Below are 17,850 nucleotides of genomic sequence, written 5' to 3' on the forward strand. Positions count from 1 at the left end.
AGACCGCCCGAACGGCGAACGTCGCGCGGGGCCATCAGGCCGGGGCGGACCTCCCGCAGAGCCGCCGGTCCCGGGCGTCCGTCCCGCAGCGCCGCCGGCCCGGGGCGGCCGTCCGCACCGCCGTCAGGCCGGGGCGGACGCCTTCCCCGCCTCCCCCGCGCCGGCCGCCGCCAGGAGGGCTTCGGCGGCGGCACGGGCCCGCCGGGCGGCGTCGGGCTCGCCCGTGATCGCGGCCGTGGTGATCGCACCGTCGACGAGCAGCGCCAACTGCCCGGCCAGCGCTTCGGGTCGGGCAACCGGTACGGCCCGGGCCAGGTCGGTCAGATAGGAGAGCAGCGCGCCCTTGTGCTCCCGGGCGACGCGGCCGACCCCCGCCGAGGTCGCCCCCAGCTCACCGAACGAGTTGATGAAGGCGCAGCCGCGGAAATCCGGGCCCGAGAACCAGCTGTACAGCCAGTCGAAGACCACGAGCGGCCGGACCTCGGGGACGTCGGCACGCCCGGCGACGTACGTGCCGAGCGACGCGCGCCAGCGGGTGTCACGGCGGCGCAGATACGCCTCGACGAGGTCGTGCTTGGCGGGGAAGCACTGGTAGAGGCGCTTGAGCGACACCCCGGCGGCGGTGCGGAGTTCGTCCATGCCCACGGACTGGATTCCGCGGTCGTAGAACAGCTTCTCCGCGGCGTCGAGTATCCGTGCGCGGGCTTCGTCGAGGTCCATGACACTTCCGGTGACTTTGCGGGAGAACGATCGTTCTCTACACTAGCCGACGCGAGGGAGAACGCTCGTTCTCCCGGTTGCCGCGCCGATTTTCCGCTGCGCGCCGAGAGAGGGAGTCCGCCATGGAGCCACGCCCACCGTTCCCGCCGTTCGACGAGCCGGGCGCGCTACAGAAAGTGCAGGCGGCCGAGGACGCCTGGAACACGCGCGACCCGGAGCGGGTCGCCCTCGCCTACACCGAGGACTCGGTCTGGCGGAACCGCGACACCTTCCTCACCGGCCGCGACGAGATCGTCGATTTCCTGCGCCGGAAGTGGACCCGCGAACTGGACTACGCGCTGCGCAAGGAACTCTGGTCGTACAGCGGCAACCGCATCGCGGTGCGCTTCCAGTACGAGTCCCATGACGCGGCCGGCGAGTGGTGGCGCAGCTACGGCAACGAGCTGTGGGAGTTCGACGAGAACGGTCTGATGCGGCGCCGGGAGGCGGGCATCCACGATGTCGCGATCACCGGCGACGAACGGCGCATCTTCGGGCCCCGCCCGGAGGAGGAGCGAGGCCACCCGCTCCCGTTCCGCTGATCAGCCGGCGCCGGCGAACTCCCCCTCTTCGAGGGCACCTACGGCGGAAAGCGGAGCAGCCGCGCGGCGGCGCCGGCCGCCGTCATTCACCGGCGGACGTTTCGCTTCCCCGCGATGTGGGAACGAAGTATCCACCGAACCACTGGGCTGCCCATCCCTCCTCGGGGATGTGCAGCCCGCCGTGTTGTGACGCGTGTGGTCTGTGGTTGTGGTGCCCCGGAGCGGGATCTCTGGACGGCCCCCCACACAAGGGGTCCACATGAGTACGAATGTTCAGTCGCTGTCGCAGGAGCTGCTGGGGACGGCCGAACTCCCCGGCCAGGCCGCTGTGTCCGCCACTGCGGGGCAGGTGAGCCTGGCGGCAGTCCCGGCGAGCGTCTTCCTGGCCGTCACGTCGATCCCCGTCGGCAACAACCCGGTCGGGCTGGCGATCGCCCCCAGCAGCGACCTCTACGTCGCCAACTCCGGGTCGGCCAACGTGTCGGCGATCAACACCACCACGGACACCGTCATCGGCGGCCCGATCGGCGTCGGAGGTACGCCGGTCTGGCTGACGGTCGCCCCCAACGGCAACGCCTACGTCCCCAACAGCGGGTCGAACACCGTGTCGGTGATCAACACCGCCACCAACACCGTCGTCGGCGCCCCGATCGCCGTCGGCAACCAGCCGGCCGTGGTGGCGGCCGTCCCCGGCGGACGCGTCTACGTCACCAACTTCGCCGCGAACACCGTGACGGTGATCGACACCACCCTCAACACCGTCATCGGCGCCCCGATCGCCGTCGGCGCCCAGCCGGTCGGGGTCGCGGTCGCCCCCAACGGCAACGCCTACGTCACCAACCGGGGATCGAACACCGTGACGGTGATCGACACCGCCACCAACACCGTGATCGGCGCCCCGATCCCCGTCGGCGCCCAGCCGAACTTCGTGGCGATCGCCCCCAACGGCAACGCCTACGTCGCCAACATCGGGTCGAACACCGTGACGGTGATCAACACCATCAGCAACACCGTCGTCGGCGCCCCGATCGCCGTCGGCAACCAGCCGTGGGGCATCGCGGTCGGCGCCGACGGGATGGCCTACACGTCCAACCGGGCGGCCAACAGCGTGACGGTGTTCGACACCGCCACCGCCACCGTCGTCGGCGCCCCGATCCCCGTCGGTGCCGGACCGATCGCCGTGACGGTCGCCCCCAACAACAAGGTCTACGTCAGCAACATCAACGGGAACAACGTCAGCGTCATCCAGTTCGACCCGACGCTGACCAGCATCACCCCCACCCAAGGGCCCATCGCGGGCGGCACGGTCGTGACGATCAACGGCACCAACCTGACCGGGGCCAGTGTCGACTTCGGCGGCATCCCCGCCACCGGGGTGTCCGTCAACGCCACCGGCACGCAGATCACCGCCACCACTCCGCCCGGGGCGGCGGCCGGTCCCGTGACCGTCACCGTCACCACCCCTGGTGGCAGTGCCAGTCTGGTGAACGGCTTCACCTACCTGCTGCCCGTCCACGCCACCTCGCTGGTCGCGACCCCGGCGCTGTCGAAGCTGTTCCCGCCGCACGTGTACTTCCCGTACCTGACCGCCAAGCTGACCGATCAGGTCACCGGTCTCCCCGTGCCCGGCCAGACCATCAGCTTCAAGATCGGCAGCAACCTCGTGGGCACCGCCACCACCGACGCCCAAGGTGTCGCCCGGTTCAACGAGACGCTCATCCTGACGCTCATCCTCGCCAACGGCGGCTATGACGCCGAGTTCGCCGGCGGCTCCACCGGGTCGGCGATCCTGTCGCCGTCCAGCGACCACGCGGGAGTCATCGAGCCCTGATCCCCGCCCGGCCACCGGCCGGCCCGGCGGCACCGGCGGGCACCGCCCCGTGCCCCGCCACGCCGCGCCCGAGCAGCCGCCGGGTCACCGGGCCGACACCCCACCGTTCCGTGCGCTCCGAGAGCGGGAGCGCACGGAACGGTCCGTCACGGGCGGTGGCGCACAGCCCCGTCACCCGCTGCTCAGCACCTTGCCCACGACGGCCACACCCTCGGTGATCTCGTCCGGTGTGCGCGCCGCATAACCGAGTACCAGTCCTGGCGGGGACGGGCGTTGGCTGTGCCAGGACAGCGGCTGGACCTTGACGCCGCGGGCGAGGGCGGCCGCGGCCAGGTCCGTGTCGGAGCCCCGGTAGCCGTCCGGACCGAAGGTGACCATCAGATGCAGGCCCGCGGCGGCGCCGTGCACGGTCGCGTCCGGCAGCCGGTCGCGGATCGCCGCGATCATGGCGTCCCGGCGGCGGCGATGGCGGCGGCGCAGCAGTCGCAGCCCGCGCTCCAGTCCACCGGACTCCATCAGCCGGGCCAGGACCAGTTGGGGCAGTGCGGCGTTGCCGAGGTCCGCGAACCGTTTGGCGTCGACCAGCGCGTTCCGGTACTTCGGCGGCGGCAGCAGCCAGCCCACCCGCAGGGCGGGGGCCAGCAGCTTGGAGACGCTGCCGGCGTAGCAGACCTGCTCGGGGAGGAGCGAGCGCAGAGCCGGGACCGGCGCGCGGTCGTAGCGGTGCTCCGCGTCGTAGTCGTCCTCGACGATCAGGCCGCCGTCGGCCGCCCAGCGCATCAGCTCGCGGCGCCGGCCGCCACCGAGCACCACCCCGGTGGGGAACTGGTGCGCCGGGGTGAGCAGGACGGCCCGCGCACCGCTCGACCGCAGCGCATCGACGCGTATCCCGTCCTCGTCGACCGGAACCGGCGGCGTCGCCAGCTGCCAGTGGCGCAGATGCTGCCGCGCTCCGAGGGAGCCGGGGTCCTCCACCGCGATCTCCGGGATCCCGTCTTGGTGCAGAACCTGGGCGATCAGGCCGAGCGCCTGTGCGGTACCGGCGACGATCAGCACCTCGTCCGGGTCCGCCCTGATCCCGCGGTTGCGCGCAAGCCAATTGGCGACGGCCAGCCGTAACGCCGGAGTGCCGCGGGGATCCCCGTAGCCGAGCTCGGTGGACGCGAGACCGGCGAGCACCGAGCGTTCGGCGCGGAGCCAGGCCGTGCGGGGGAAGGCGGAGAGGTCGGGCACGCCGGGTGAGAGATCGATCCGCGCGGGCGCGGCGCGCAGCTCGTCGAAGATCTCCGGTCCGGGCGGCGCGGTGAACGGGGCGGGGAGCGGAGCAGCGAGCGGAGCGGGAGATGGGGCGGCGCCCGGAGCGGCGGTCGCAGTGGCGGCCGGAGCGGCGGTCCGGTGCGTGTACGGCGTCGCAGCCGCGCCCTTCGCCGCCGTGGTCACCGGAGCGGCGACGACAACGGTCCCGCCTCTCCCCCGCCCGGCGAGCTGCCCGTCCTCGGTCAGCCGCCGGTACGCCTCGGTGATCACACCCCGCGAGACGCGCAGGTCGGCGGCGAGCACCCGGGTCGCGGGCAGCCGGCTCCCCACCGGCAGCCGGCCGTCCGCGATCGCGCGCCGCAACTCCCGGGCGAGCCAGACCGACCGGCCGCCCGCGGGCGCGTCCTCGATGCGCAGTTGCAGGAAGTCGGAGGAACCGGCAGCCGCAGAAGGGGAGGAGGTCGCGGACGAGGAGGCCACGGGCAAGGAGGTCGCGGACGAAGAGGCCCCAAGCGGCGAGGCGGCGGACGCGGGAGTTATGGACCTCTCCTCAGGTCGGTCATTGGACCTGTTCACCGATCCATTGTCCCGGCACGGTGAAGCCATGAACACGAACACGGCATACGTACACGGCTACTCCTCCCAGGAGGCCCGGCGCCTCGGCGACCAGGCGGACACCCTGGCCACACTGCTGCATGCCGGTACGGCCTACCCCGTCGGCTCCCGGGTCCTGGAGGTCGGCTGTGGGGTGGGCGCGCAGACCGTACATCTGGTCAGGAACAGTCCGGGGGCACGGATCGTCGCGGTCGACCGTTCCGAGGAGTCGCTGGCACAGGCCCGCGCGCACCTGGCGACGCAGGAGCCCGGGGCCGAGGTGACGTGGCGGACCGCCGATCTGTTTCACCTCCCGTTCCCTGCCCGGTCGTTCGACCACGTCTTCGCCTGCTTCGTGCTGGAGCATCTCCCAGCACCCGGCCGGGCGCTGGCCGCACTGCGCCGGGTGCTGCGGCCCGGCGGGACCCTCACCGTGATCGAGGGCGACCACGGTTCGGTGCTCTTCCACCCGGACAGCCACCGCGCCCATGAGGTGATCGGCCACCAGGTGCGCCTCCAGGCCGCGGCCGGTGGAAATGCGCTTCTGGGACGGCAGTTGCAGCCGCTGCTCAGAGGGGCCGGATTCGGCGATGTGGTCATCCGGCCGCGTACGGTCTATGCCGACCGGACCCGGCCCTCGATGGTGGAGGGCTTCACCCGGAAGACCTTCATCGCCATGGTCGAATCCGTCCGGGACGACGCGCTGGGCGCCGGTCTGACCACCGCCGCCGACTGGGACCGGGGGATCGCCGATCTGCGGCTGACCGCGGACGGCGACGGGACCTTCCACTACACCTTCTTCAAGGCCGTGGCCGTCAACCCGGGGCCCTAGGTGGCCCTTAGGTGGCCCTGGGTGGCCCTGGGTGGCCCTTATTAGGTGGCCCTGGGTGGCCCTGGGTGGCCCTAAGGGCTGTCCCCGGGGTGCTGTCGTCCTACCGTGCGCCCACCGGGCCGACGTCCGCTTCACCAGGATCCGCGCCCGCCGGGCCGACCTCCGCTCCCTCAGGGTCCGCGCCCGCCGCGCACTCCTGGAGCGCGGGCAGCTTCCGCGTCGTCGCGGCATCGGCCGGCATACACGCGAAGAGCTTGATACCGGGCGCGTCCAGCGCGGCCAGCTTCACGTAGTCAAAGGTCAGCGCCCCGACCCGGGGATGGTGAAAGGTCCGGCGGCTGCTGCCGAAGTCCGCGATGTCATGCGCCGCCCACCAGGCCCGGAACTCCTCGCTCGCCTCCCGCAGCCCGCCGGTGAGCTGCTCGTAGCGCGGGTCCCCGGAGCGCTGCCGGGCATCGGCCCGGAACTGGGCGACCAGATCCTGCGCCTGGCCGGACCAGTCGGCCAGCAGTGCGCGCATCGCCGGATCCGTGAACACCAGCCACAGCAGATTGCGTTCGGCGGGCTCCAGCTGCCCGGGATCGCCGATCAGCGCTGCCTCGGCACGGTTCCAGCCCACCAGGTCCCAGTTGGCGTCGAGGAGGTAGGCGGGGTTCGGTTCGAGTGCGTCGACCAGCCGTTGCAGGGCAGGGCCGGGACCGGGGCCCGGCGGCCGCTCCGGCAGCGGTTCCCCGGCCAGCGCGAACAGATGGCGGCGCTCGACCGAACTGAGCATCAGGGCGCGCGCCAGGCTCGTGAGGACCTGCCTGCTGACGGTGATGTCGCGCGCCTGCTCCAGCCAGGTGTACCAGGTCACGCTGACCCCGGAGAGCTGGGCGACCTCTTCGCGCCGGAGCCCCGGGGTGCGCCGCCGCGGTCCCGCGAGGATGCCCGCGTCCTGGGGCGTGAGCCGCTCCCGGCGCGAGCGCAGGAACTCCGCGAGACTCCGCCGCCGTTGCAGGTCAGCCATCGAAACTCCCGTTCGCCGCGGGTCTCGGGGGCCGGCCGGGGCCGGGGCCCGCCGCACGCGTATCCGGGCACAGCCCCTGTGTGGGGGTGGTGGGGACACCAGCATAATCGGCCTCTGTATGTCCGCCCGGGGCTGTCCGACGCTGGCCGCATGACCCAGACCACCCCACCCTCAGGCCCCACGGGACGGCATACCGCGCCGGTACGGCCGGACACACCGGTACGGCCGGACGCGCCAGTACGGCGGGACGCACCGATACAGCAGGACGCGCCGGTACGGCCGGACCTCCCGCCGGGCGGTCCGTGCTCCCCCGCGGCGCCGTGGCGGGCCCTGGCCATCGTGCTGGCCGGGGCGTTCATGGCCGTGCTCGACACCTTCATCGTGCTGGTCGCCGCCCCGGCCATCCAGGCGGATCTGCACTCCTCCGCCGCCGATGTCCAGCTCATCCTGGCGGGCTATCAGCTCAGCTACGCCCTCGCCCTGATCACCGGTGCCCGGCTCGGCGACCGCTTCGGCCGCAAGCGGCTGTTCATGACGGGGATGGCGCTGTTCACCCTGTCCTCCGTGGGCTGCGCGCTGGCACCCGGCTCCGGCAGCCTGATCGCCGCACGACTGGTACAGGGCCTCGGTGCGGCCGCGATGTTCCCGCAGGTCTTCGCGGTGATCCAGGTGCTGATCCCGGCCGCCCGGCGCCCGAAGGCATTCGGTGTGCTCGGGGCGGTCATCGGCATGGCCACGATGTCCGGCCAGCTGGTCGGCGGACTGCTGATCGCCGCCGACCTCTTCGGCACCTCGTGGCGGCCGGTGTTCTGGGTCAATGTGCCGGTCGGCCTGCTGACTCTGCTGCTCGCCGGCCGGTTCGTACCCGAGTCACGGGCACCGGAGGCCCGGCGGCTCGATCTCCCCGGCGCCGTGGTGCTGACCGTGGCGCTCTCGCTGCTCGTGGTGCCGCTGGTCGAGGGCCGCGCGTACGGCTGGCCGCTGTGGGCCTGGCTCGGTCTGGCCGCAAGCATCCCGGCGTTCGCCGCGTTCGGCCTGGTGGAACGGCGGGTGGCTGCCGTGGGCGGCACCCCGCTCGTCCGGCTGAGGCTGCTGCGCGAGCGGCCGTTCGCGGTCGGCATGACCCTGGTCGTCCTCACGTATGCGGGCATCAACTCCTTGTTCCTCGTCTTGTCGCTGACCCTCCAGGACGGTCTGGGGATGGACGCACTCGGCGCCGGCCTGGTCTACACCCCGTTCGCCGTCGCCTTCTTCGCCGCCAGCCTCCTCGCCGGCCGGCTGGCCCGCTTCGGCCGGCGCGTGCTGCTGCTCGGCGCCCTGACCGGCGCCCTCGGCTTCATCGGCACGATCGCCCTCACCCTCAACGCCGGTGCCACCCTGACCGCCTGGGAACTGGTACCCACGCTGCTCCTGGTGGGCGCGGGCAACGGTCTGCTGGTCACCCCGCTGCTGAACGCGGTACTCGGCACCATCCGCCCCGCCGAGGTGGGCATGGCCTCCGGGGTGCTCTCCACCGGTCAGCAGATCGGCGGCGCGGTCGGCGTGGCCCTCGTCGGCATCCTCTACTACGGCGCGCTCGGCGACGCCGCGCACCACGACACCGGCGCATACGGCCATGCGCTGGCGGCCGCACTGGTCCTCAACGTCGCCCTGGCCGCGGCCATTTCAGCCCTCTTGCCGTTCCTCCCGGACGCCGCCACGCGCCGGGGATAACGACCGCCGGACGGCTTCTGCACGGGACGGCGTCATCACCCGGCGGCTCCTATACCGGACACCTTCCGTGCCGGACACCTACTGCACCGGACCCCTACGCGGAAGGGCTGGTTCCAGAAGTTATCCCCAGCCGATTTCCCCAACTCCTTGACAGGGAAGGCGACTCGGAGCATCTTGGAATAACCGTTCCAGGATGCGGAGCGGACAACGAGGCGACGGGGGCGAGCTCCCAGTCCCCCACGCCACCCGATCTCCCACCACCTGAACCCGCACCACCGACCCGTACTTCCCGACCCCCGTGCCACCCGACCCGTGCCACCCGACCCCGTACCGCCCATGACAGCGAAACGAGCAGGCCGGCCATGCCCGACATCAAGCACTTCAACCCCGACATCGTGCTCGACGACGCGATCCAGGTCTTCTGGCGCCAGGGACTGCCCACGACCGGCATCCAGGCGCTGGTGACCGCGACCGGAGTGAGCCGCTCCAGCCTCTATGCGACGTTCGGCAGCAAGGACGGTCTCTACGCCGCGGCGCTGGACCGCTATATAGCGCAGCACTCGACACCGGCCTTCGCCCGGCTGTCGTCGGCCTCCTCGGGGCTGACCGCCATCGAGGAGTTCTTCAGCGGTCTGATCGAGGTGCGCTGCTCCGGGCCGGTCGCCGGCTGGGGCTGCATGGTCACCAATGCCTACGCCGGACCGGAATGCGGCGAACCCGGCATCCGCACCCTGCTCGAAGAGCACCACACCACGCTGGAAGCAGCCATGCGAGCAGCCCTTGCCACGGCCCACGACCTGGGCCAACTCCACGCGGACGGCGATCTCGACGCCTCCGCCGCGGTGCTGGCGACGCTCGCGTACGGCGTCAATCTGCGCTCCCGCGCGGGCGCCGACGCCCAGGCGCTGACCGACACGGTGCACGCCGCCCTCGCGCCACTGCGCGCCCATCCCTCACCTCAGGAGCACCTACCGCAATGACCCTTCGCGACGAACTCACCACGCTTCTCCGCACCGGCTATCCCGAGCTCCCGGCCGCCGCCCGCGAGGTGATGGAGCGAGCCGGCCGTGACCTCGCCGCCTCGGGCCAGGCAGCGCGGGCCCGGCAGGCCGGTGACACGGCGCCCCGCTTCAGCCTCCCCACCGCGGCCGGCGCCACCGTCACCCTGGACGCCCTGCTGTCCGCCGGCCCCGTCGTGCTCACGTTCTACCGCGGCGCCTGGTGTCCCTACTGCAACCTCGCGCTGCGCGCCCTCCAGCAGCATCACGCCGATATCACCGCCCGCGGCGCCCAGTTGGTGGCCCTCTCGCCCCAGATCCCCGACGAGTCCCTCACCCTCACCGAAAAGCACGCGCTCGCCTTCGACGTGCTCAGCGACCTCGGCTCGGACACCGCCAAGCAGTACGGCCTCAGCTTCGATCTGCCCGACGACCTGGCCGCCGTGTACGACTCCTTCGGTTTTGAGCTACAGCGTGTCAACGGCGGCCATCCGCGCACCCTCCCGATACCCGCCACCTACGTCATCGACCGCGACGGCACCATCCGCTGGGCCTTCGTCGACACCGACTACACCGCCCGCGCCGAACCGTCCGACATCCTCGCCGCTCTCGACGCCTTGCCCTCCGCTCACTGAATTACGCCCGGCACCCACCCCAGCACCGCACCCGTGCCGGGAAATTGCACACCGAATTCGCGGAGGCCTTAACGGGAATTTGACTGTCGCGACCGGGCATCCCAACTCGCCACCATCCCCCCATAGGCCGCCGCGTGATGGAGCGCTAGGGTCGGATTTCCAGGAACGTAACGGGGGAGGGCAGCCGCCTATGGCGCAGGACGATGCCGTGATCGGCTGTACGGGAGTGCTGCTGATCGGCACGCGCGGGGCTGCCGGTCCCGGTGAGGTCCTGGTACGGATCAGAGGCGGCACCGAGGCTTTTCTCGCCTGGTCCGCCGAGCCCCTTCCGGTAGGGGCGACCGTGCTCGTGATCGAGTCCCGTGGCAGTCGCCAGGTCGATGTCATGGAGTGGGCCGATCCATTGGATGCGTTGTCCGGCAATGCCGGCGACGCCGGTTGAGGAGACAAAGGATGTTCGGTTACCGCGTTCCTGCCCCCGATCAAGCCATGCTGATCTCGGGAGGCAGGCGTGGACAGGGGGGCGCGCCATTCCGAGTGGTCACCGGGCACGGCAAGTTCGTGCTGCCGGTCTTCCGTAAGGTCCGCTTCCTGACGCTGGCGATGTGTGAGTCGGAGGTCGCCGAGACCTGTGTGACCCGGCAGGGCATTGCGCTGACGGTGCGGGCCGTGATCGCGTTCAAGGTGGGCAACGACACCGAGAGCGTGGTCAATGCCGGCCAGCGGTTCCTGTCCGACCAGGACCAGATGTCGGTGCTGACCGGCCGGATCTTCGCCGGTCATCTGCGTTCCATCATCGGTTCGATGACGGTCGAGGAGATCGTCACCGAGCGGCAGAAGCTGGCCACCGAGGTCCTGGAGACATCCAAGACCGAAATGGCGAAGATCGGCCTGATCGTCGACTCGTTGCAGATCCAGTCGATCGACGACGGCGACACGGGCTATATCGAGGCGATGTCCGCCCCGCACAAGGCGGCCATCCAGCGGCAGGCGCAGATCGCCCAGGCCCAGGCCACCCAGGCGTCGGTCGAGGCGCAGCAGGAGGCCGCGCGTAATCAGGCCGAATACTCCCGGCAGACCGCCGTGGTCCAGGCCGAGTACTCCGCCGAGGTGGACCGTGCCCAGGCCCGCGCCGCCCAGGCCGGCCCGCTCGCCCATGCCCACGCACAGCAGGAGGTCCTCGCCGCCCAGACCGAACTCGCCGAGCGCGCGGCCCGGCTGCGCCAGCAGGAGCTGGTGGCCGAGGTCGTCAAGCCCGCCGAGGCGGAGGCCGAGCGGATCCGGCTGCTGGCGCTGGCCGAGGCCGAGCGGATGAAGATCCAGGCCGAGGCCGCCGCCTCGCACGACCGTGTGGCGCTGGACCGGATGCTCATCGACCAGCTCCCGCAGATCGTCAAGGAAGCCTCCGCGGGCCTGGCCAACGCCAATGTCAATGTCCTCAACGGCACCGACGGCCTGGGCGAGATCGCTGCCGGCCTGGTCGGCCAGGGCCTGACCATCCTCGATTCGGTCCGCCGCAACCTCGGCACCCCGGACGGCCAGGACGACAAGGCCGCCAAGAACGGCGGCACCGCGACGGACCAGGGCCACAGCGGCCGCGTCGAGATCGAGTAACACCGGACGGGGCGGCGGGGCCACCGACACGGGATGGGGTGGAGTGGGGAGCCCCTGACACCGGACGGGGCACCGGAGCCGCCGGCACCGGACGGGGTGGGGCCTCGCCCCACCCCGCTCAAGCCTCCCGTCCCCGCGGCTGCTCCTCCGCCGTGTGCTTGCGGCGGGCATAGGCCACCAGATGATTGAGCACCGTGACGGTGGTGGCGATATCCGCGTCGTCGAAGCCGGCGAGGGACTCGCGGAGACCGGCTTGGCTGGTTTGCTGGAGACGGTTGAGGACCGCCTTCCCGTGGGGCGTGATCGCCACCTGACGGGCCCGGCGGTCGAGGGAGTCCGGGGTGCGTTCGACCAGATCCTGGGATTCCAACTGGCTGATCTGCCGGGTCACATGAGGCGGTTCGACCATCAGCAGGGCGGCCAGATCGCCGACCCTGCTGACCCCTCCGCTGTCCTCCAGGGCCATCAGCAGCCATAGGTCGGAGCGTGCCGCCGTGACGCCCGCCCTGGCCGCCTGGCGTTCGTGCGCCCGGGAGCGGGTGAGCAGGTAGGACAGCGTGGCCAGCACTCTTTGCAGTGCGGCGGTGGGGTCCTGGTCTCTTCCGGGGTCCGGCATGCAGGCACTTTAGCGGCCCCCGGGGTACCGGGAGCCCTGCTCCGGGACGCCGGTGCCGGGAGAGCCGGCCGCTCGGTTTGAGCCAACCTCGGGTGCGCGTTGATCGCCTCTTCCCTCCCCCGTTCAGGGTGAGTTAGCGTGGCGAAAGTTAGTTGCTTAAGTTAGGTAACTAGTCACCACCTGACCGCGATTGCGCTGGCCACGGCGGCTGACGTGCTGGCTACCGAGGTCGCAGAACCCGTCAAGGAGAGGCGCCACCCGCACCGTTCGCCACGGCAGTGCCGTGTCCCGATCGTGGAAGGACCAGCCGCATGACGACTGCACAAGGCACCGAGGCCGCGCACGACTTCGGCCCGGGCGAGGGCCTCGCCCCCCTCGCCGTCCCGGCCGCGCGGGCCGCCGGCTGTCCCTTCGACCCCGCACCCGGCGTCGAACGGGCCCGCCGGGAGGAGCCGGTCACCCGGGCCACGCTGTGGGACGGCTCCTCCTGCTGGCTGGTGACCCGGCACCAGGACGTACGGGAGGTGCTCGGCGACCCGCGGTTCAGCGCCGACGCGTCGCGGCCGGGCTTCCCCTTCCTCACCGCCGGCGCGCGCGAACTCGCCACCTCCACACCGACGTTCATCCGCCGGGACGACCCCGAGCATGCGCGGCTGCGCCGGATGCTCACCGCCGACTTCATGGTGAAGAAGGTGGAGGCGATGCGCCCCGAGGTGCAGCGCCTCACCGACGGTCTGCTCGACCGGATGACCACGGGGCGCAGCTCGGCGGATCTGGTGGCCGAGTTCGCGCTGCCGCTGCCGTCCCTGGTGATCTGCCTGCTGCTCGGCGTCCCGTATGACGACCACGAGTTCTTCCAGGACCGCAGCCGCCTCCTGCTCAGCCTCCACTCGACGGCCGAGGAGGTGCGCACCGCAGGGGACGAGCTCCAGCACTATCTGAGCCGGCTCGCCGAGGCCAAACGCCGCGAGCCGGACAACGGCATCGTCAGCCGGCTGGTCGCCCGCGACGATCTCGATGCCGAGGAAGTCGCCTCCATGGGGAGGTTGTTGCTGATCGCGGGCCATGAGACCACCGCCAATATGACCGCGCTGTCCACCCTCGCCCTGCTGCGCAACCCCGATCAGCTGGCGCGGCTGCGCGCCGACCCGTCGTTGATCAAGGGAGCCGTCGAGGAGCTGCTGCGCTATCTGTCGATCATCCACAACGGTCTGCCGCGGATCGCCGACGAGGACGTCACCATCGGCGGCCGCACCATCCGCGCCGGCGAGGGCGTGCTGTGCACCCTCAACTCCGCCAACCGTGACGAGGACGTCTTCCCCGGGGGCGAGGCGCTCGACATCGGGCGCGACGCCCGCCGACATGTCGCCTTCGGCTTCGGTGTCCACCAGTGCCTGGGCCAGCCGCTCGCCCGGGTGGAGCTGCAAATCGCCGTCGAGACGCTGCTGCGCCGGCTGCCCGGCCTGCGGCTCGACATCCCCTTCGAGGACGTCCCGTTCCGTCACGACATGGGGATCTACGGGGTCCACGCACTGCCGGTCGCGTGGTGATCCCCGCGACCGGCAGTGCCTACCCCGGCCCATTCCGCCACTCCGGCGCGTTCACCACCACCCGCCACTCCGGCGCGTTCCGCCGCCCTGACACCTTCCGCCGTCCTGACACCTTCCGTCATCCCGACCCCTTCCTTCATCCCGACGCCTTCCGTCATCCCGTTCCAGCCCGTCCGCCAAGGGTCCTCAGGGGCCGGGCGGCCCAGCGTGAGGAGAGCCATGCGCGTGCACATTGACCAGGAGAAGTGCTGCGGCGCCGGAAGCTGTGTGCTGTCCGCGCCGGAGGTGTTCGACCAGCGCGAGGAGGACGGCATCGTCTTTCTCCTCGATGCCGAACCGCCGGCCGACCTCCACGAAGCGGTCCATGAGGCGGTGGCCATCTGCCCGGCCGCCGCGATCTCGGTGCAGCAGGTGGAGGGGGCGGAGCAGGCGGAGCGGGTCTAGGGGCGCCTTTCCCTAGACCCGACGCCCGGTCCGAGCCGGGCAAGCCCTGGGCCGGACAGCTCCTGAGGCGAGTCCGGCCCCGAGGCGGGCCCGGCCCTGAGTCGGGCCCGGCCCCGAGGCGGGCGGGCCCGCCCTACGACTGGGGCGCCAGCCCGTCCTCGACCAGCCCGGCCAGCACCGCCTCACCCAGCGCCTGCACCGCGGACTGCGGCCGCACCATCACCGTGAACTCCTTGATCCGGCCCGCCTCGTCGAATTGCAGCAGATCGATGCCGTGGATCTGCTTGCCGTTCACGGTGGCCCGGAAGATCAGGATCGCCGAGTCCGCGGAGCCGCCGTCCGGCCCCGCCGCCGTCTGCGCGCTGCCCGCCAGCTCGCCGACGTAATGGAAGCCCTCGAAGGTCCGCAGCAGCACCCCGAACAGTCCGAGCACCATCGGCCGCCCCTCGAAGGGCGTGAACTTCACCGGGCTGTACAGGCGGACATCCTCGGTGAACAGCTCTTCCACCGCGTCCAGGTCCTGTGCTTCCACTGCCGCCTTGAAGCGGTCCGCGGTCGTCCCCATGACTCTTCCTCCTCGCTCGACCGGGCAGCGGCCCGGCCCCGATGTCTCATAGTCGCGACTATGATTAGTCAGATTCTTGAGTATGGGAAGGGGTGGCCGGGGAGATGTCCCTCAAGCACGCGGTGCTGGCGGCGCTGCTGGACGGCGAGTACAGCGGCTATCAGCTGGCCAAGGCGTTCGATGCCGGTGTCGCCAATTTCTGGCATGCGCTGCCGCAGCAGCTCTATGCGGAGCTGACCAAGCTGGAGGCGGAGGGGCTGGTCGCCGGCCGCCAAGTGGTCCAGGAGACCCGGCCGAACAAGCGGCTGTTCCATGTCACCGACGAGGGCCTGGCCGAGCTGGAGCGGTTTGCGGCGGCCGCGTCCAAACCGTCGTTCATCCGCGACGATCTGCTGGTCAAGGTGCAGGCCGTGGACCGGATCGACGCCGCACCGGTGATCGGGCAACTGGCGGAGCGGGCGCGGGTGGCCGCCGCCAAGGTCGAGATCTTCGACCAGCTGCTGACGCGGCTGCGCGGCGGCATGGACGAGGCGGAGTTCCTCGCCCGCGGCGACCGGATCGGCCCGTATCTGACGTGCCTGCGCGGTCTCGGCTTCGAGCGGGAGACCCGCGACTGGTGCGAGCGGATCGCCGGGGTGCTGCGGGAGCGGAACGGTGCGCGCCCTCGACCGTAGGACGGCAGTGCGGGAGCGGAGCGGTGCGCGCCCACGACCGTAGGACGGCGCGGCACACATCCGCACTCGCAGCCGCCTTCGCCCACGGGCCCCGGGCCGAACAGCGACTCGAACCACCAACCGAAACAGCGACCGAAACAGCGACCGAGGGATCGTTTCTCCGGAACCCCTTCGTGTGACATCGGACATCAGCGGGCGTATGCGGGGCAACACACATTCCGCATGGAAACGGAATGAAAGGAATATTCTTATGCGTCTTCGCCATACCGTCGTCACCGCCATCGGCACGCTCGCCCTCGCCCTGGCCCTGCCCACCGCCTCGGCCGGCGCGGCAACCGGCCCGTTCACCTACGTGTACACCGACTCGACCGGCAACCCGCACGTGGGCCTGCTGTCCGACCCGCCGAGCCGGGCCTGCCTCAGCCTCCCCGAGGTGACCGACCCGTCCGTCCAGCCCGCCCACACGCCGAAGAACTACACCTCATCCGTCGCGACGGTCTTCGCGGGTCCCCACTGCACGGGCGACTACTTCAGCCTCCGGCCGAACGGCGGTCATGGCTCGGACCGGCTGAAGGTCCGTTCGGTGGTCTTCGCCTGAGCCGACGCCGGCAGCCGCAGTGCGCCGGCCGACCGCGACCCCGGCCCGGCGTGGTGGGTGATCACCTGCCGGCCGGGGTCGGCGTCGCATACGGCCGGGCCGGAGGGTGGTTCCGCCAGGACTAGGCACGCCGTGCATATGTTGAAGGGGGCCCTGGTCAGGGCAAGCGGAACGAAGCATTCTCGATGGCATGACCCACACCTCTGTCTCCGCGTACGCCGCACCCGCCCCGAAAGCACCGCTGGAGCGGATCACGATTCCGCGCCGCGAGCCGGGGGCCCACGACATCCTGATCGACATCAAGTACGCCGGCATCTGCCACTCCGACATCCACACCGTGCGCGCCGAGTGGGGCGACGGCGGGGCCTTCCCGATCGTCCCCGGCCATGAGATCGCCGGTGTGGTCGCCGAGGTCGGCGCCGAGGTCACCCGTTACCGGGCGGGCGACCGGGTCGGGGTCGGCTGCTTCGTCGACTCCTGCCGGGAGTGCGAGAACTGCCGGGCCGGCCTGGAGCAGTACTGCACCGGCGAGCTCGGCAACGTCGGCACGTACAACGCGACCGGCCGGGACGGCGAGACCACCTACGGCGGCTACTCCACGCACCTCGTGGTCGACGAGAACTACGCCCTGCGCATCCCCGAGAGCATCCCGCTGGACGCCGCGGCCCCGCTGCTGTGCGCGGGCATCACCCTCTACTCGCCGCTCGCCCACTGGAAGGCCGGCCCCGGCAAGAAGGTCGCCATCGTCGGCCTGGGCGGCCTCGGCCACATGGGCGTGAAGATCGCACATGCGATGGGCGCCGAGGTCACCGTGCTGAGCCAGTCGCTGCGCAAGAAGGACGACGGCCTGCGGCTGGGTGCGGACCACTACTACGCGACCTCCGACCCGGCCACGTTCGAGGAGCTGGCGGGCACCTTCGACCTGATCGTCAACACCGTCTCCGCCAACCTGGACCTGAACGCCTACCTCGGGCTGCTGGCCACCGACGGCACCCTGGTGCAGGTCGGCGCCCCGGAGAACCCGCTGCCGGTGGCGCCGTTCGCGCTGATCCCGCGGCGCCGGTCGATCGCCGGCTCGATGATCGGCGGCATCCCGGAGACGCAGGAGATGCTCGACTTCTGCGGTGAGCACGGGCTGACGGCGGACATCGAGGTGATCGGCGCGGAGCAGATCAACGAGGCGTACGAGCGGGTGCTCGCGAGCGATGTCCGCTACCGCTTCGTGATCGACACCTCGACGATCTGATCCACGGCCCGCTTCGGCGGACCGGCCTCCGGAGGCGCGAACGCCCGGGGCTGCCTGACGCGGGCCGCCCCGGGCGTTCGCATGCCGTGACCCCATGAGCTCCGACGGTGCGCCAGCCGCTGGCTAATTGGAAACGGTATCCATTTTCATATAGCCTCTGACCTCCTGCCGCCCGACCGCCGAAGGAGGCCCCTCCCCATGGCCGTGCCCAAGCGCAAGCTCTCCCGCAGCAACACCCGCCACCGCCGCGCGCAGTGGAAGGCCACCGCACCCCAGCTGGTGCCCGTCACCGTCGACGGCTCCGTCTACCAGGTCCCGCGCCGCCTCGCGAAGGCGTACCGACTCGGCCTGATCGACCCGAAGGACTGACCGG

Annotated in this window: 19 protein-coding genes; 14 read left to right on the forward strand and 5 right to left on the reverse strand. The window is 71.2% G+C overall.

From position 1 onward, the window contains the following. Nucleotides 1-123: 123 nt before the first annotated feature. Nucleotides 124-720, reverse strand: coding sequence for a TetR/AcrR family transcriptional regulator (locus tag M8I34_RS30150; RefSeq protein WP_250054747.1), 597 nt, complete (start codon nt 718-720; stop codon nt 124-126). A gap of 122 nt (nt 721-842) precedes the next feature. Here M8I34_RS30150 and M8I34_RS30155 point away from each other — a divergent pair, with 122 nt between their 5' ends. Together M8I34_RS30155 and M8I34_RS30160 are read left to right on the forward strand one after the other, a co-directional pair. Then, nucleotides 843-1,301 carry a nuclear transport factor 2 family protein gene (locus tag M8I34_RS30155; protein WP_250054749.1) on the forward strand — a complete coding sequence of 153 codons (459 nt, stop codon included), beginning with the start codon at nt 843-845 and terminating at the stop codon, nt 1,299-1,301. A gap of 259 nt (nt 1,302-1,560) precedes the next feature. Next, the gene (locus M8I34_RS30160) at nt 1,561-3,132 is read left to right on the forward strand and encodes an IPT/TIG domain-containing protein (RefSeq protein WP_250054751.1); all 1,572 of its coding nucleotides are present in this window, start codon (nt 1,561-1,563) and stop codon (nt 3,130-3,132) included. 171 nt (nt 3,133-3,303) lie between these two features. On the opposite strand, the gene M8I34_RS30165 is transcribed toward M8I34_RS30160, so the two are convergent. Then, a complete protein-coding gene (locus M8I34_RS30165) occupies nt 3,304-4,995 on the reverse strand; it encodes a PLP-dependent aminotransferase family protein (protein ID WP_284050978.1) in 1,692 nt (563 codons plus the stop codon). Here M8I34_RS30165 and M8I34_RS30170 point away from each other — a divergent pair. Continuing rightward, nucleotides 4,994-5,815 carry a methyltransferase domain-containing protein gene (locus M8I34_RS30170; RefSeq protein ID WP_250054755.1) on the forward strand — a complete coding sequence of 274 codons (822 nt, stop codon included), beginning with the start codon at nt 4,994-4,996 and terminating at the stop codon, nt 5,813-5,815. The two genes, M8I34_RS30165 and M8I34_RS30170, sit on opposite strands and share 2 nt — an antisense overlap. A gap of 100 nt (nt 5,816-5,915) precedes the next feature. On the opposite strand, the gene M8I34_RS30175 is transcribed toward M8I34_RS30170, so the two are convergent. Continuing rightward, a complete protein-coding gene (locus tag M8I34_RS30175; RefSeq protein WP_250054757.1) occupies nt 5,916-6,824 on the reverse strand; it encodes a helix-turn-helix transcriptional regulator in 909 nt (302 codons plus the stop codon). A 150-nt stretch (nt 6,825-6,974) separates the two neighbouring features. Between M8I34_RS30175 and M8I34_RS30180 the strand changes: the two genes are divergently transcribed. The 5 genes from M8I34_RS30180 to M8I34_RS30200 all read left to right on the forward strand — a co-directional run bounded on the left by M8I34_RS30180 (nt 6,975) and on the right by M8I34_RS30200 (nt 11,784). Continuing rightward, nucleotides 6,975-8,537 carry an MFS transporter gene (locus tag M8I34_RS30180; protein ID WP_250054759.1) on the forward strand — a complete coding sequence of 521 codons (1,563 nt, stop codon included), beginning with the start codon at nt 6,975-6,977 and terminating at the stop codon, nt 8,535-8,537. A gap of 362 nt (nt 8,538-8,899) precedes the next feature. Next, nucleotides 8,900-9,517, forward strand: coding sequence for a TetR/AcrR family transcriptional regulator (locus M8I34_RS30185; RefSeq protein ID WP_250054761.1), 618 nt, complete (start codon nt 8,900-8,902; stop codon nt 9,515-9,517). After that, a complete protein-coding gene (locus tag M8I34_RS30190; RefSeq protein WP_250054763.1) occupies nt 9,514-10,170 on the forward strand; it encodes a peroxiredoxin-like family protein in 657 nt (218 codons plus the stop codon). The genes M8I34_RS30185 and M8I34_RS30190 overlap by 4 nt, the downstream gene beginning before the upstream one ends. Nucleotides 10,171-10,360: 190 nt before the next feature. Next, nucleotides 10,361-10,612 carry a hypothetical protein gene (locus M8I34_RS30195; RefSeq protein ID WP_159482060.1) on the forward strand — a complete coding sequence of 84 codons (252 nt, stop codon included), beginning with the start codon at nt 10,361-10,363 and terminating at the stop codon, nt 10,610-10,612. Between the two features lie 11 nt (nt 10,613-10,623). Further along, entirely contained in the window at nt 10,624-11,784 is a 1,161-nt protein-coding gene (locus tag M8I34_RS30200) for a flotillin family protein (RefSeq protein WP_250054765.1), read from the forward strand. A gap of 118 nt (nt 11,785-11,902) precedes the next feature. Here M8I34_RS30200 and M8I34_RS30205 read toward each other — a convergent pair whose 3' ends face one another. Continuing rightward, the gene (locus M8I34_RS30205) at nt 11,903-12,400 is read right to left on the reverse strand and encodes a MarR family winged helix-turn-helix transcriptional regulator (RefSeq protein WP_250054774.1); all 498 of its coding nucleotides are present in this window, start codon (nt 12,398-12,400) and stop codon (nt 11,903-11,905) included. Between the two features lie 311 nt (nt 12,401-12,711). On the opposite strand from M8I34_RS30205, the gene M8I34_RS30210 reads away from it, so the two are divergent. Together M8I34_RS30210 and M8I34_RS30215 are read left to right on the forward strand one after the other, a co-directional pair. After that, nucleotides 12,712-13,950, forward strand: coding sequence for a cytochrome P450 (locus M8I34_RS30210; protein WP_250054776.1), 1,239 nt, complete (start codon nt 12,712-12,714; stop codon nt 13,948-13,950). A gap of 219 nt (nt 13,951-14,169) precedes the next feature. Continuing rightward, on the forward strand, nt 14,170-14,394 hold the full coding sequence (locus tag M8I34_RS30215; RefSeq protein ID WP_250054779.1) for a ferredoxin: 225 nt from the start codon (nt 14,170-14,172) through the stop codon (nt 14,392-14,394). Nucleotides 14,395-14,527: 133 nt separating this feature from the next. On the opposite strand, the gene M8I34_RS30220 is transcribed toward M8I34_RS30215, so the two are convergent. Continuing rightward, nucleotides 14,528-14,959, reverse strand: a complete 432-nt coding sequence (locus tag M8I34_RS30220; protein ID WP_250054781.1) for a nuclear transport factor 2 family protein — start codon at nt 14,957-14,959, stop codon at nt 14,528-14,530. Nucleotides 14,960-15,063: 104 nt separating this feature from the next. Between M8I34_RS30220 and M8I34_RS30225 the strand changes: the two genes are divergently transcribed. The 4 genes from M8I34_RS30225 to rpmF all read left to right on the forward strand — a co-directional run bounded on the left by M8I34_RS30225 (nt 15,064) and on the right by rpmF (nt 17,846). After that, the gene (locus tag M8I34_RS30225; RefSeq protein ID WP_250054783.1) at nt 15,064-15,633 is read left to right on the forward strand and encodes a PadR family transcriptional regulator; all 570 of its coding nucleotides are present in this window, start codon (nt 15,064-15,066) and stop codon (nt 15,631-15,633) included. Nucleotides 15,634-15,883: 250 nt separating this feature from the next. Beyond that, nucleotides 15,884-16,231, forward strand: a complete 348-nt coding sequence (locus M8I34_RS30230) for a hypothetical protein (RefSeq protein ID WP_250054785.1) — start codon at nt 15,884-15,886, stop codon at nt 16,229-16,231. Between the two features lie 190 nt (nt 16,232-16,421). Continuing rightward, nucleotides 16,422-17,477 (forward strand): NAD(P)-dependent alcohol dehydrogenase, encoded by a 1,056-nt coding sequence (locus M8I34_RS30235; RefSeq protein ID WP_250054787.1) that lies wholly within the window; start codon nt 16,422-16,424, stop codon nt 17,475-17,477. A 198-nt stretch (nt 17,478-17,675) separates the two neighbouring features. Next, the gene (gene rpmF, locus M8I34_RS30240) at nt 17,676-17,846 is read left to right on the forward strand and encodes a 50S ribosomal protein L32 (RefSeq protein ID WP_030077812.1); all 171 of its coding nucleotides are present in this window, start codon (nt 17,676-17,678) and stop codon (nt 17,844-17,846) included. Nucleotides 17,847-17,850 lie beyond the last annotated feature (4 nt).

Origin of the sequence: Streptomyces sp. MCA2 (assembly GCF_023544705.1) — a bacterium.
Lineage (GTDB): Bacteria > Actinomycetota > Actinomycetes > Streptomycetales > Streptomycetaceae > Streptomyces > Streptomyces decoyicus.

Excerpts from the sequence above, each read along its gene's own strand:
- M8I34_RS30150 (WP_250054747.1), bottom strand. The coding sequence starts at position 720 with ATGGACCTCGACGAAGCCCGCGCACGGATACTCGACGCCGCGGAGAAG.
- M8I34_RS30155 (WP_250054749.1), top strand. The coding sequence starts at position 843 with ATGGAGCCACGCCCACCGTTCCCGCCGTTCGACGAGCCGGGCGCGCTA.
- M8I34_RS30160 (WP_250054751.1), top strand. The coding sequence starts at position 1,561 with ATGAGTACGAATGTTCAGTCGCTGTCGCAGGAGCTGCTGGGGACGGCC.
- M8I34_RS30170 (WP_250054755.1), top strand. The coding sequence starts at position 4,994 with ATGAACACGAACACGGCATACGTACACGGCTACTCCTCCCAGGAGGCC.
- M8I34_RS30165 (WP_284050978.1), bottom strand. The coding sequence starts at position 4,995 with ATGGCTTCACCGTGCCGGGACAATGGATCGGTGAACAGGTCCAATGAC.
- M8I34_RS30175 (WP_250054757.1), bottom strand. The coding sequence starts at position 6,824 with ATGGCTGACCTGCAACGGCGGCGGAGTCTCGCGGAGTTCCTGCGCTCG.
- M8I34_RS30180 (WP_250054759.1), top strand. The coding sequence starts at position 6,975 with ATGACCCAGACCACCCCACCCTCAGGCCCCACGGGACGGCATACCGCG.
- M8I34_RS30185 (WP_250054761.1), top strand. The coding sequence starts at position 8,900 with ATGCCCGACATCAAGCACTTCAACCCCGACATCGTGCTCGACGACGCG.
- M8I34_RS30190 (WP_250054763.1), top strand. The coding sequence starts at position 9,514 with ATGACCCTTCGCGACGAACTCACCACGCTTCTCCGCACCGGCTATCCC.
- M8I34_RS30195 (WP_159482060.1), top strand. The coding sequence starts at position 10,361 with ATGGCGCAGGACGATGCCGTGATCGGCTGTACGGGAGTGCTGCTGATC.
- M8I34_RS30200 (WP_250054765.1), top strand. The coding sequence starts at position 10,624 with ATGTTCGGTTACCGCGTTCCTGCCCCCGATCAAGCCATGCTGATCTCG.
- M8I34_RS30205 (WP_250054774.1), bottom strand. The coding sequence starts at position 12,400 with ATGCCGGACCCCGGAAGAGACCAGGACCCCACCGCCGCACTGCAAAGA.
- M8I34_RS30210 (WP_250054776.1), top strand. The coding sequence starts at position 12,712 with ATGACGACTGCACAAGGCACCGAGGCCGCGCACGACTTCGGCCCGGGC.
- M8I34_RS30215 (WP_250054779.1), top strand. The coding sequence starts at position 14,170 with ATGCGCGTGCACATTGACCAGGAGAAGTGCTGCGGCGCCGGAAGCTGT.
- M8I34_RS30220 (WP_250054781.1), bottom strand. The coding sequence starts at position 14,959 with ATGGGGACGACCGCGGACCGCTTCAAGGCGGCAGTGGAAGCACAGGAC.
- M8I34_RS30225 (WP_250054783.1), top strand. The coding sequence starts at position 15,064 with ATGTCCCTCAAGCACGCGGTGCTGGCGGCGCTGCTGGACGGCGAGTAC.
- M8I34_RS30230 (WP_250054785.1), top strand. The coding sequence starts at position 15,884 with ATGCGTCTTCGCCATACCGTCGTCACCGCCATCGGCACGCTCGCCCTC.
- M8I34_RS30235 (WP_250054787.1), top strand. The coding sequence starts at position 16,422 with ATGACCCACACCTCTGTCTCCGCGTACGCCGCACCCGCCCCGAAAGCA.
- rpmF (WP_030077812.1), top strand. The coding sequence starts at position 17,676 with ATGGCCGTGCCCAAGCGCAAGCTCTCCCGCAGCAACACCCGCCACCGC.